Annotated in this window: 10 protein-coding genes; 8 read left to right on the top strand and 2 right to left on the bottom strand. The window is 66.0% G+C overall.

Going from position 1 to position 12,068, the window contains the following annotated elements; genetic code table 11:
* Positions 1-67: 67 nt before the first annotated feature.
* Positions 68-751 (top strand): beta-ketoacyl-[acyl-carrier-protein] synthase family protein, encoded by a 684-nt coding sequence (locus M3C25_RS00690; protein WP_102160388.1) that lies wholly within the window; start codon positions 68-70, stop codon positions 749-751.
* 1 nt (position 752) lies between these two features.
* Here M3C25_RS00690 and nadE read toward each other — a convergent pair whose 3' ends face one another.
* Together nadE and leuS are read right to left on the bottom strand one after the other, a co-directional pair.
* The gene (nadE, locus tag M3C25_RS00685; RefSeq protein WP_259834965.1) at positions 753-1,580 is read right to left on the bottom strand and encodes an NAD(+) synthase; all 828 of its coding nucleotides are present in this window, start codon (positions 1,578-1,580) and stop codon (positions 753-755) included.
* A gap of 49 nt (positions 1,581-1,629) precedes the next feature.
* Complete coding sequence (gene leuS, locus M3C25_RS00680; protein WP_259834967.1) at positions 1,630-4,506, bottom strand: leucine--tRNA ligase; 2,877 nt, start codon at positions 4,504-4,506, stop codon at positions 1,630-1,632.
* Positions 4,507-4,742: 236 nt separating this feature from the next.
* Here leuS and M3C25_RS00675 point away from each other — a divergent pair, with 236 nt between their 5' ends.
* The 7 genes from M3C25_RS00675 to M3C25_RS00645 all read left to right on the top strand — a co-directional run bounded on the left by M3C25_RS00675 (position 4,743) and on the right by M3C25_RS00645 (position 12,047).
* Positions 4,743-6,575 (top strand): AMP-dependent synthetase/ligase, encoded by a 1,833-nt coding sequence (locus tag M3C25_RS00675; RefSeq protein WP_259854557.1) that lies wholly within the window; start codon positions 4,743-4,745, stop codon positions 6,573-6,575.
* 89 nt (positions 6,576-6,664) lie between these two features.
* Entirely contained in the window at positions 6,665-7,654 is a 990-nt protein-coding gene (ppk2, locus tag M3C25_RS00670; protein WP_170274237.1) for a polyphosphate kinase 2, read from the top strand.
* 79 nt (positions 7,655-7,733) lie between these two features.
* On the top strand, positions 7,734-8,789 hold the full coding sequence (locus M3C25_RS00665) for a YhjD/YihY/BrkB family envelope integrity protein (protein ID WP_259854555.1): 1,056 nt from the start codon (positions 7,734-7,736) through the stop codon (positions 8,787-8,789).
* Positions 8,759-9,418: a DNA-3-methyladenine glycosylase gene (locus M3C25_RS00660; protein ID WP_259854553.1), complete on the top strand. Its 660-nt coding sequence runs from the start codon at positions 8,759-8,761 to the stop codon at positions 9,416-9,418. The genes M3C25_RS00665 and M3C25_RS00660 overlap by 31 nt, the downstream gene beginning before the upstream one ends.
* On the top strand, positions 9,415-10,158 hold the full coding sequence (locus M3C25_RS00655; RefSeq protein WP_102160400.1) for a fructosamine kinase family protein: 744 nt from the start codon (positions 9,415-9,417) through the stop codon (positions 10,156-10,158). Before M3C25_RS00660 ends, M3C25_RS00655 begins: the two co-directional genes overlap by 4 nt.
* Positions 10,159-10,224: 66 nt before the next feature.
* Positions 10,225-10,560, top strand: coding sequence for an antibiotic biosynthesis monooxygenase family protein (locus M3C25_RS00650; protein WP_259854552.1), 336 nt, complete (start codon positions 10,225-10,227; stop codon positions 10,558-10,560).
* 68 nt (positions 10,561-10,628) lie between these two features.
* Positions 10,629-12,047 (top strand): glyceraldehyde-3-phosphate dehydrogenase, encoded by a 1,419-nt coding sequence (locus M3C25_RS00645; RefSeq protein WP_259854551.1) that lies wholly within the window; start codon positions 10,629-10,631, stop codon positions 12,045-12,047.
* Positions 12,048-12,068: the final 21 nt, after the last annotated feature.

Raw genomic sequence — 12,068 nt, 5'->3', positions numbered from 1 at the left:
CCGATCTTCTTCCGTTCACAGCATAGATGTTCGCAGTCTGAAAGCAGGAATTCGGTACCCTGGAGCGGTGAAGCGTTTCGGTGATTTCCTCCTCAACACGCCCGCCGCCGCTGCGGCCGCCGGCGTGCTCGTCATCAGCCTGGTGCTGTTCCTCATTCCGCCCCTGCACCGCGCGGCCTGGGTGATCGGAATCGTGACCGTTCTCCTGGTGGCCGTGTGCCTGCTGTTCATCGGCGTGAAATGGTGGCAGGACCAGCAGCGCATCGACCGGCTCAACGCCGAGATCGCCGACGCTTCGAAGACCTATGCTTCGGTCGGGCTGAGCCCCATCGAAGAGGACGAGGACGAAGCGGCTGACACAACGCGGGCCAAGCGCGTCCTGGAGCTGTTTCCCAAGGATGCCGGGCTCGTGCAGTACATGCGGCTGGCCAACGGGTTCAGCACACTCGACCCGCAGCTGATGGAGCCGCTCCGCACGTTCCTCGACGAGTTCAAGAAGACCAGCTTCGAACAGCAGAGCATGCACGCAGCGTTCATGGACGTCTACCGGGCCGGCAAGAGCTTCGACTCGTGGGTGTCTGAGGAGACCTACATTCCCGACAGCGCACTCGAGATCAAGCCCGGCGATATCCGCGAAGGCGGCTGGCACGAGTTCAGCGCCGCCCGGGACGCCGGCGAGCAGAACATGGATGCGTTCCTCGACAGCCTGCGCGATTTCGAGCGCACGGCGCTGGAGACCCGCACCGTGTGAGTCAGTGGCGGATCCACCAGCCGTCTGCCGGGGCGACCGGCATCCGGCGCTTGTGCTCGCTGGCCTGGTACAGATCCTCGATCCGCTCGGCTGCCGCCGCTGAGACCTCCCGGCCTTCGAGGTAGGCATCGATGTCGGCGTAGCTGACGCCGAGCGCGTCTTCGTCGGTGCTGCCCGGGGTCTCATCGAGAAGGTCGGCCGTCGGCACCTTCTGCCACAGCCGCTCAGGGGCGTCGAGGTGCTGCAGCAGCGCTGCTCCCTGCCCCTTCGTCAGCCCGGTCAGCGGGGTGACGTCAGCGGCCCCGTCGCCGAACTTCGTGTAGAAGCCGGTGACCGCCTCGGCGGCGTGATCGGTGCCGAGGACGAGGCTGGAGCGCTGCGCGGCGATCGCGTACTGCACGAGCATCCGCTGGCGAGCCTTGACATTGCCCTTGTTGAAGTCGGTCATCGTCTCACCGGTGGCCGCGTTGAACGCCTCGACCGTGGCGTCGACGGCGCCGGCGATGTCGACGGTGAGCGCGACGTCCGGACGGATGAACTCCATGGCGGCCTGTGCGTCATCTTCGTCATGCTGCACCCGGTAGGGCAGGCGGACGGCGCAGAACGTCGCGTCCACTCCCCTGCCGCGCAGCTGTTCGGCAGCCAGCTGGGCGAGCCTGCCGGCCAGCGTCGAGTCCTGGCCGCCGGAGATACCGAGGACGAATCCCTTCGTCGCTGTCGACAGGCAGTAGTCGACGAGGAACTGCACGCGGGTCCCGATCTCGGTCGCTGGGTCGATGACCGGGCTGACCTGGAGAGTCGACCGGATCCGTTCGGACAGTGCACTCATGGATTCCCTTTCCAGCCGGTGCCGGGCACCAGCTCGATCAGTGTCTCGCTCAGTTGTCCGGGACGATGTTGACGAGCTTCGGCGCACGCACGATGACCTTGAGCACACCTGCGCCGGCCAGGGTGCGCTTGGCGCCGTTGGACTCCAGAGCCAGCTTCTCCAGCTCTTCAGCCGAAATATCGGGTGAGACCTCGAGCCGGTCGCGGACCTTGCCCTTGATCTGCACGACGCAGGTGACCGTGTCCTGGCCGAGGTACTGCTCGTCGGCGACCGGGAACGGCTCGTAGGTGATGGTCTCGCTGTGGCCCAGCCGCTCCCAGATCTCCTCGGCGATGTGCGGGGCCAGCGGTGAGAGCATGATCGTCAGCGGTTCGATCACCGCGCGCGGGCTCACGCCCTGCTTCGTCAGGTGGTTCGTCAGCACGATGAGCTTGGCGACAGCGGTGTTGAACCGCATGTGCTCCATGTCGTCGCGCACACCGGCGATCGTCGTGTGCAGCACCCGCAGCGTCTCGCGGTCCGGTGCGTCATCGACGACAGCGAGCTCGCCGGTGTTCTCGTCGACGATGAGGCGCCACACACGCTGCAGGAACCGCTGTGAGCCCACGACCGCGCGGGTCTCCCAGGCGCGGGAGAGCTCAAGAGGGCCCATCGACATCTCGTACAGCCGGAAGGTATCGGCACCGTAGGCGTCGTAGATCTCATCGGGGGTCACGACATTCTTCAGCGATTTGCCGATCTTGCCGTACTCGCGGTTCACCTGCTGCCCGTTGTGCCAGAAGGTCGCCTCGCCGGAATCATCAACGCGCTCTTCGACTTCGTCTGCCTGGACATAGGCGCCGCGGGAATCGGTGTAGGCGTAGGCCTGGATGTAACCCTGGTTGATGAGCTTGTGGAAGGGCTCATAGGAGCTCAGGTGGCCGAGGTCGTGGAGCACTTTGTGCCAGAACCGCGAGTACAGCAGATGCAGGACAGCGTGCTCGACTCCGCCCACGTACAGATCCGCGCCACCGGATTCGGCGTTCGCACGCGGGCCCAGCCAGTACTCCTCATTCGCCGGGTCGACAAGCTGCTCATCGTTCGTCGGATCGGCGTATCGCAGCTGGTACCACGAGGAGCCGGCCCAATTCGGCATCGTCGAGGTCTCCCGGCGGTAGGTCTTCGGACCGTCTCCGAGGTCAAGGGTGACGTTGACCCAGTCGGTGTTGCGACCCAGCGGCGGCTCGGGCTTCGAGTCGACGTCGTCGCTGTCGAAGGTGCGCGGCGAGAAGTCCGGAACCTCAGGCAGTGTCACCGGCAGCTGCTCGGCCGGCAGCGGGATCGGCGTGCCGTCTTCGTCATAGACGACCGGGAACGGCTCACCCCAGTAGCGCTGACGGCTGAACAGCCAGTCGCGCAGCCGGTACTGCGTCGTCGCCTCGGCCAGGCCGCGGCCGGCCAGCCACGAGATGACAGCGTCCTTGGCCTCACCGACGCCGGCACCGTTGATGTCGATCTCGTCGTTGGCAGAGTTGATCTTGACGCCCTCACCGGTGAACGGCTTGTCCTCGTCGTGGTCCTCGCCCGGCTGGACGGTGCGGATGTAGGGCAGATCGAAGGTCTTGGCGAAGTCCCAGTCGCGGACGTCCTCTGCCGGCACACCCATGATCGCCCCGGTCCCGTAGCCCATGAGGACGTAATCGGCGACGAAGACGGGGATGTCCTCACCGGTGGCCGGGTTCGGTACCCAGGTGCCGGTGAACACACCGGTCTTGTCCTTATTCTCCTGGCGCTGCACCGAGGTCATGGCCGCAGCCTGGCGCTGGTAGGCGGCGATCGCCTCGGCCGGGGTGCTGCCCTCACCGCGCCACGCTGCCGGGACGGAGTCGTCCCAGGATTCGGTTGTCACGGCGTCGACGAGCGGGTGCTCGGGGCTGAGCACGAGGTAGGTGGCGCCGAAGATCGTGTCAGGGCGGGTGGTGTAGACGTCGATGCTGACGTCCTCACGGACCGGGAAGGTGATCTGCGCACCGGTCGAGCGGCCGATCCAATTGCGCTGCATGGCCTTGACCGCCTCGGGCCAGTCGACGGTGTCGAGATCGTCGATGAGGCGATCAGCGTAGGCGGTGATGCGCATGTTCCACTGGCGCAGGCGGCGGGTGAAGACCGGGAAGTTGCCGCGTTCGGAGCGGCCTTCTGCGGTGACCTCCTCATTGGCCAGCACGGTGCCCAGGCCCGGGCACCAGTTGACCGGGGAATCCGACAGGTAGGCCAAGCGGTAGTTCTGCAGCACGTCCTCACGTTCAGCAGCTGACAGCTCCGCCCACGCGGTGCCGGTGCCGGTGTCGCGGCCGGCTTCGAACTGGGAGACGAGCTCGCCGATCGGGCGGGCGGCACCACGGCCGTCGGCAGCCTCGGGGTCGTACCAGGAGTTGAAGATCTGCAGGAAGACCCACTGCGTCCACTTGACGAACTCAGCATCCGTGGTCGCGAACGTTCGCCGTGCGTCGTGCCCGAGGCCGAGCCGGCGCAGCTGCCGGCGCATATTGGCGATGTTCTCCTCGGTTGTCTTCTGCGGATGCGCCCCGGTCTGCACAGCGAACTGCTCGGCCGGCAGGCCGAAGGCGTCATAGCCGAGGGCGTGCATGACGTTCTTGCCGTTCATCCGCTGGAAGCGGGCGTAGACGTCAGTGGCGACATAACCCAGCGGGTGTCCGACGTGCAGCCCCTTGCCCGAGGGGTAGGGGAACATGTCCATGATGTAGGCGGTCTCACAGCCTTCGGCGGTGGCGCCGCGGCGCGTGCTGGCCAGCTCGCCGACCGGGTTCGGCGCGGCGAAGGTCTCCTCGGCCTCCCAGCGGTCCTGCCACTTCGCCTCGAGCTGACCGGCGAGCTCCGCGTCGTAGCGGTAGTCGACGGTGTTCGAGCGCGAATCGGAGGTGCTCATGGATGTGCCTTTCGGAGTTCGGGTGCAGGTCGGCGCCAGCGGCGCGATGCAAGCATTCTACGTGCGTGCCGCACCCGGTGCCACACGATCCCAGCACCGCTCTTCGGCCGCTCCGGACCCGCCATCTCAGAGGAGTGCTCCAGGACACATGCGTGATAGTTTTGAGGCTGAGATCGGCGCTGAATGCACACGCCGATACTGCCCCTGCAGCGAAGCGCCCTAAGGAGATGTGCCCAATGGCCGAGACCATGATGCAGTCCGTCACCCCGGTGAGTGGATTCGAGTTCGATCCGGAACCGAACCTTCCGGCCACGCTCATCAACCGGGCAGAGCGGGACCCGCATGGCATCGCGCTGTCGCGGCAGCAGAACGGCGAGTGGATCGACGTCACCGCGCAGGCCTTCCTCCACCAGGTCGAAGCACTGGCCAAGGGACTCATCGCCGCGGGGGTGCAGCCGGGCCAGCGGGTCGGCATCTTCGGCTCGACCGCATACGAGTGGACCCTGGCCGACTACGCGATCTGGTTCGCCGGCGGGGTCACCGTCCCCTTCTACGACACCTCGTCTCGTGACCAGCTGGCCTGGATGCTTGAGGACGCCGAGGTGTTCTGCGGGTTCGTGCAGTCCGAAGACCACGCACAGCGCATCCGGGAGGCCTTCGCCGATGTCGAGGCGCTCGCCGATCGCGAGCCGACGATCTGGATCTGGACCGAAGACGGCATCGCCGGCCTGCTGCGCGACGGTGCGGACATCAGCGATGAGGAGCTGAAGGAGCGTACCAGCTACGCGACCCAGGACGATATCGCCACCCTCATCTACACCTCGGGAACCACCGGCCGTTCGAAGGGCTGCGTGCTCACCCACGGCAACTTCGTGCTCACCTCCCAGGCCGTCATCCATCAGGCTGGAGAGATCATCCGGCCCGGCGCCCGCTGCCTGCTGTTCCTGCCGCTGGCCCATGTGCTCGCCCGCTTCATCCAGGTCGTCACCATCCAGGGTGACGGCACGCTGGCCCACGAGGGCGATCTCAAGAAGCTCACCGACGCACTCGGCAGCTTCCGGCCGACCTTCATCCTCGGCGTGCCGCGCGTGTTCGAGAAGGTCTTCAACGCCGCCCTGTCCAAAGCCGAAGCCGGCGGCAAGCAGAAGATCTTCCGCGCCGCCGAGGCGGTGGCCGTGCTCTACTCCCAGGCCCTCGACGCCGGCCGGGTGCCGCTGACGCTGCGCGCCCAGCATGCGCTGTTCGACAAGCTCGTGTACTCGAAGCTGCGCGAGGTGATGGGAGGCCGGGTCACGCATGCGATCTCCGGCGGCGGGCCGCTGGGTGAGCATCTCGGCCACTTCTTCCGCGGCGTCGGCCTCATCGTGCTCGAAGGCTACGGTCTGACCGAGACCACCGCCCCGGTGACGGTCAACATCCCGGCGAAGTCGAAGATCGGCACCGTCGGCGTGCCGCTGCCCGGCTGCGCGGTGGCCATCGCTCCCGACGGCGAGGTCCTCGCCAAGGGCGTGTGCGTCTTCCGCGAGTACTGGAAGAACCCGGAGGCCACCGAGAAGGACTTCATGGACGGCTGGTTCGCCACCGGTGACATCGGCGACCTCGATGAAGACGGCTATCTGCGCATCACCGGCCGGAAGAAGGAGCTCATCGTCACCTCGTCGGGCAAGAACGTCGCACCGGCTCCGATCGAGGACGCGCTGCGCCGCCACATGCTCATCCACCAGCCGGTGCTCATCGGCGACAACCGCAACTTCATCTCAGCGCTCATCTTCCTCGATCCGGAGATGCTGCCGACCTGGCTGGAGAACCACGGCCTGCCGAAGATGGACCTCGAAGAGGCCTCGGCGAACCCCGAGGTCCACGCGGCCATCGAGAAGGCCGTCGAACGCGTCAACCGGAAGGTCTCGAAGGCGGAGAGCATCCGCGCATTCCGCATCGTGCCTGCCGAGCTGACCGAGCAGAACGGCTACCTGTCGGCCAAGCAGTCGGTCAAGCGCCACCTCATCGACCGGGACTTCGCTGACGTCATCGACGACATCTACGCATCGTCGAACGGCCAGCAGAGCTGACAGCTGAGTCCTCCCGGCACTCGGCAGGGTGAGATCTGAGTCGAGGGCGGCTGCATCTGCGCGATGCAGCCGCCCTTTAGACTGTGTCTATGAGTGACGAGCGCAACAAAGGGACGAAGACATCTGACTCCGCAGCCGGCAACGGCAGCGCTGGAGAATTCGAGCTCACACCTGAGGGCGTGCCCGATTTCGCCAACGAGATCGACGAGATCCGGGAGCTGTCGAAGAAGCTCAAGTCCCGCTCCAGCGACTCCGAGGCGTGGAAGCACGGCTACCCGTACGACCAGAAGCTCACCCGGCGCCGGTATGAGCGTGAGAAGCGCCAGCTGCAGATCGAGCTGCTGAAGATGCAGACGTGGGTGCGCGAGACCAAGCAGAAGATCGTCATCATCTTCGAAGGCCGCGATGCCGCCGGCAAGGGCGGGGCGATCAAACGCTTCACCGAGCACCTGAATCCGCGCGGCGCTCGCGTCGTCGCCCTGGAGAAGCCCACCGAGCGGGAGAAGACCCAGTGGTTCTTCCAGCGCTACGTCCAGCATCTGCCCGCCGGCGGAGAGATCGTGCTGTTCGACCGCTCCTGGTACAACCGCGCCGGCGTCGAACGGGTGATGGGCTACTGCACACCGACGCAGTACCTGGAATTCACCCGCTCCTGCCCCGAGTTCGAGAACATGCTCGTGCAGTCGGGCACCCACATCATCAAGTTCTGGTTCTCCGTCGGCCGCGAAGAGCAGCTGCACCGCTTCGGCGCGCGCCGGACCGACCCGATCAAGCAGTGGAAGCTCTCCCCCACCGACCTTGCCAGCCTCGACAAATGGGATGCCTACACCGAGGCGAAGAACGCGATGTTCTTCTACACCGACACCCCGGCCGCCCCGTGGACGGTTGTGAAGTCCAACGACAAGAAACGCGCTCGTTTGGAAGCGATGCGCTACGTGCTCAACCAATTCGACTACCCGGGCAAAGACCAGCGGGTGGCGCGGGCGGCTGATCCGCTCATCGTCGGCTCTCCACGCGACATGTATGACGATGGCGAAACTCCGACCGACGCGTTTCCCACCACCCTCAGCGGGGACTAAGCTCATTCACATAGCTCCTCATCAGAGCCGCAGAACCAGGAGCATTGCCGTCAGACAGCCCCCTCGAGGAAGCGAAGATATGGAACCCGACAACCGGATCTTGGTGAGTTCGAGCTCAGCGGCGGCCTCCGCCCAGAGCTTCATGAATAAGCCGGCAGTGGCACACCTGATGGCCACGCTCCAGCGCTTCGGCCAGCGGCTGGGCAGCCAGTTCGGTGCCGCGATCACCTACTTCCTCGTCCTCGCCCTCATACCGACGCTCATGTTCGCCTTCGCGGCGCTGGGCTTCATCCTTGACACCGTGCGCCCCGAACTCGTCGACGTCGTCACCCAGAAGCTGCACGAGTTCGCGCCCGGCCAGGACCAGCTTGTCGAGATGCTGCAGAACTTCATCGACAACTGGCAGGCCGTCGGCATCGTCGGCATCATCTCCGCGCTCTACACCGCGCAGGGATTCATCGGCAACCTCAAGGACGCCATCCGCGCCCAGCTGCGCAAGGACATGGACGCCAAGCCGCAGGAGAACTTCGTCGTCCGCACCCTGTCGAACATCGTCACCCTCATCGGCCTGCTCATCGGCGTCGGCCTGACGATCGGCCTGACCGTCATCGGCACCGGCCTGCAGACCACCATCGTCGAATGGCTCCAGCTGCCCGGCTGGGTCACCCCGGTGCTGACGATCACCCCGATCATCATCACGCTGTTCTCCTCGTGGATGATCTTCATGTTCCTGTTCACGATGATCCCGATCCACCCGATCCAGCCGCGCACCAAGCGCCTCGGCTCGCTCTTCGGCGCCATCGCGCTGACCCTGCTGCTGAACATCGCCACCGTGCTCATCGACCTGTTCTCCGGTTCACCGACCGCTGCACTGTTCGGCCCGGTCATCGCGATCATGCTCTCGATGAACGTCTTCGCCCGCATCATCCTCATGGTCGCCGCCTGGATGGGCACCGCCGATGACGAGCCGATCTTCGGCACCATCGCCGAAGCCCCGCCGGCCAGCCGCGAACAGCTCTCCCGGGCACAGGGCAGCGCCGAGACGATCGGCGCGCTGGCGGTGGCCGGCAGCCTCATCGCCGTCACCATCCTCGGGTTCAACCGGTGGGCCGACAAACACGACACGTTCCGCTGACCGATTTCTTCGACCGCAGCGTCCACACCGTCGCGTCGCAGTTGCTCGGCGGGATCCTCACCTGCACCGACGGTGAGACCACGATCGCGGTGCGACTGACCGAAGTCGAGGCCTACGGCGGAGACGACGACCCCGGCTCGCACGCCTTCCGCGGGCGTACCGAACGCAATGCGACGATGTTCGGCCCACCCGGGCACCTGTACTGCTATCTGTCCTACGGCATGCACCGGCTGCTCAACATCGTCTGCCAGGATCCCGGCGACCCGGCCGCCGTGCTGCTGCGCGCCGGCGAGGTCATCACCGGCCACGAGGTGGCCCGCGCCCGCCGCGCACAGCGCCGCGGTGGGCAGGTGACCGACCGTGAGCTCGCCCGCGGCCCCGGCTGCCTCGGCCAGGTCTTCGCCGCCAGCGCAGCCACCGACGGGGCGGCACTCACCGTGCCCGAGGCGCCGGCCGGCTGGTCCTTCACCCCGCCTGCCGAACCGGTCGAGTATGTCGCAGGCCCCCGCGTCGGCGTCTCCGGTCCCGGTGGTGACCCCGACGCCTTCCCCTGGAGGTATTCGATACCCGGGGATGCGACCGTTTCGCGCTTCGTCCCCGGCCGCAACGTCACGAAAGCTGGGTCATGACCTTCCGCAAGACCGGCACCCACGTCCCCTCAGACTTCTTCGCCACCGAAGCTGGCGGACTGCGCTGGCTGGCCGAACCCGGAACCGTCGACGTCGCTGGCGTCATCGATGTCTCGGAGACCGCGCTGATCCTGGAGCGCATCGACGAAGCTCCTGCGACCCGCGAGGCCGCTGCTGACTTCGGCCACCGTCTTGCCGCCCTCCACCAGGCACCGGCCGGTCGATTCGGCGACAACCCACCGAAGGTCGAAACCTACTACTTCGGCCCGCTGAGCCAGCCGCTGAAGATCACAACACGCTTTGCCGACAGCTGCGGTGAGGCCTACGCAGCACGCCTTGAGTCCCTGGCCGGATACGACCCCAACCCGCCTGCCGAGGTCACCCAGCTCATCGAGCGGATCGGCGCAGGCACCTTCGACGACGATGCCGCCCCTGCCCGCGTCCACGGCGACCTGTGGGCCGGCAACCTGCTCTTCACCTCGGGCACGGCCGCCCTCATCGACCCAGCCGCCTGGGCCGGCCACCCGCTCATCGACCTCGGGATGCTCAGCCTCTTCAGCGCCCCGCACCTGGAGACGATCATCGGCGCCTGGGCCGAGGCCTATCCGGTCGACATGCTCGGCCGCGACTGGCGTGAGCGCATCGAGCTGTATCAGTTCTTCGGCCTCTACGCCCACGCGGTGCTCTTCGGCGGCGGCTACCGGCAGGCGAGCATCACAGCCGCCCGGCAGTATCTGTGAGGTCAGTGTCGTCTAGGCTGAGGGCAGCACGCCTGCACCCGCACGGATAAGGAAGAGGGACCCGCTATGTCCGTCGTCAAGATCAATGCCCTGACCGTCCCGGTCGAGACCGGTGATGAGATCGTCAACCGGTTCGCCCCGGCCATCGAACGGCTCGACAGCTTCGAGGGCTTTGAGCGGTTCGCGCTGCTCAAGCCGACTGATGACCGTTCGGTGTGGTTCGTCTACACGCAGTGGGCCAGCGAAGAGGCCTACGAGGGCTGGAAGAACTCACGGTCCTTCGCCAGCAGTCATGCCGAGGGTGCGGAGAAGAAGAAGCCGGTGGCCACCGGCGCTGAGCTGCTGGAGTTCGAGACGACGCTCGAGGCCACGGGGTTCGGCAGCGGCGGCGCTGGCCAGTAGGATTGTGCGAAGTAGCTGAGACAGGATTCGAAAGGGAATTTCTGGTGACTGATCCAACGATCGCGAAAATGGCAGAGTGGGCCTCGAAGCAGAGCGCCGCTGAGGACATGATCCCTCTGGTGGGCCGCCTCTACCGCAACAACGAGGTGCTGCTGACCGTCTACGGCCGCAGCCTGCTGAACAAGTCCGTCAACGGCATCATCAAGGCCCACCGCTACGCCCGTCACTTCGACGGCACCGAGCTCGACATGGATGAGACGCTGCGTCTGGTCACCGCGCTCGACGGTCTCAACCTGGGCCCGTGCCGCATCGATCTCGGCCGCATGGCCGCCGGTTTCCGCAACTCCGGCGGAGACGACGTCGAGGCCTACCTGCGCGAGCAGCTCTCCGAGGTCGTCGACGCTGTAGACCGCGAGCAGAGCAAGCCGCAGGACGTCGTCCTCTACGGCTTCGGCCGCATCGGCCGGCTGCTCGCCCGCATCCTCGTCGACCGCGCCGGCGGCACGAACATGCGCCTGCGCGCGATCGTCGTGCGCCGCGGCGGTGACAACGACATCGTCAAGCGCGCCTCCCTGCTGCGCCGCGACTCGGTGCACGGCAAGTTCGACGGCAACATCGTCGTCGATGAGGAGAACAGCACGATCTGTGCCAACGGCGTGCTCATCCAGGTCATCTACTCCGATGACCCGTCCTCGGTCGACTACACGAAGTACGGCATCGACAACGCCATCGTCGTCGACAACACCGGCCGCTGGCGCGATGAGGAGGGCCTGGGCAAGCACCTCAAGTGCCCGGGTGTGGCGAAGGTGCTGCTGACCGCACCGGGCAAGGGCGAGATCAAGAACGTCGTCTACGGCGTCAATTCCCACGACATCACCGCCGAGGACACGATCCTCTCGGCTGCCTCGTGCACGACGAACGCGATCACCCCGGTGCTCAAGGTCCTCAACGACGAATTCGGTGTGCGCAACGGCCACGTCGAGACCGTCCACTCCTTCACCAACGACCAGAACCTCATCGACAACTTCCACAAGGGCTCGCGCCGCGGCCGTGCTGCCGGGCTCAACATGGTGCTCACCGAGACCGGTGCTGCTAAGGCCGTGGCCAAGGCGCTGCCGGAGCTCAAGGGCAAGCTGTCGGGCAACGCAATCCGCGTTCCCACCCCGAACGTGTCGATGGCGATCCTCAACCTCAACCTCGGGCGCGAGACGACCGTCGATGAGCTCAACACGTTCCTGCGGGAGACCTCGCTGAACTCCGAGCTGCGCAACCAGATCGACTACATCGCCTCCCCAGAGGTCGTCTCGACTGACTTCGTCGGCTCCAAGCGCGCCGGCATCGTCGACGGCCTGGCGACCATCGTCGACGGTGATCGCACTGTCGTCTACGTCTGGTACGACAACGAATTCGGCTACTCCTGCCAGGTGGTCCGCTGCATCGCCGACATGGCCGGCATCGACACCCCGGCCTTCCCGAAGCGCAGCTGAGCCATGGGCTACGTCCTCGCA

The organism is Brevibacterium luteolum, from assembly GCF_025147615.1.
In the GTDB taxonomy this organism is placed as follows: domain Bacteria; phylum Actinomycetota; class Actinomycetes; order Actinomycetales; family Brevibacteriaceae; genus Brevibacterium; species Brevibacterium luteolum.
Note: the sequence above shows the minus strand (reverse complement) of the source record. Positions and strands in the feature narration are given on the sequence as shown.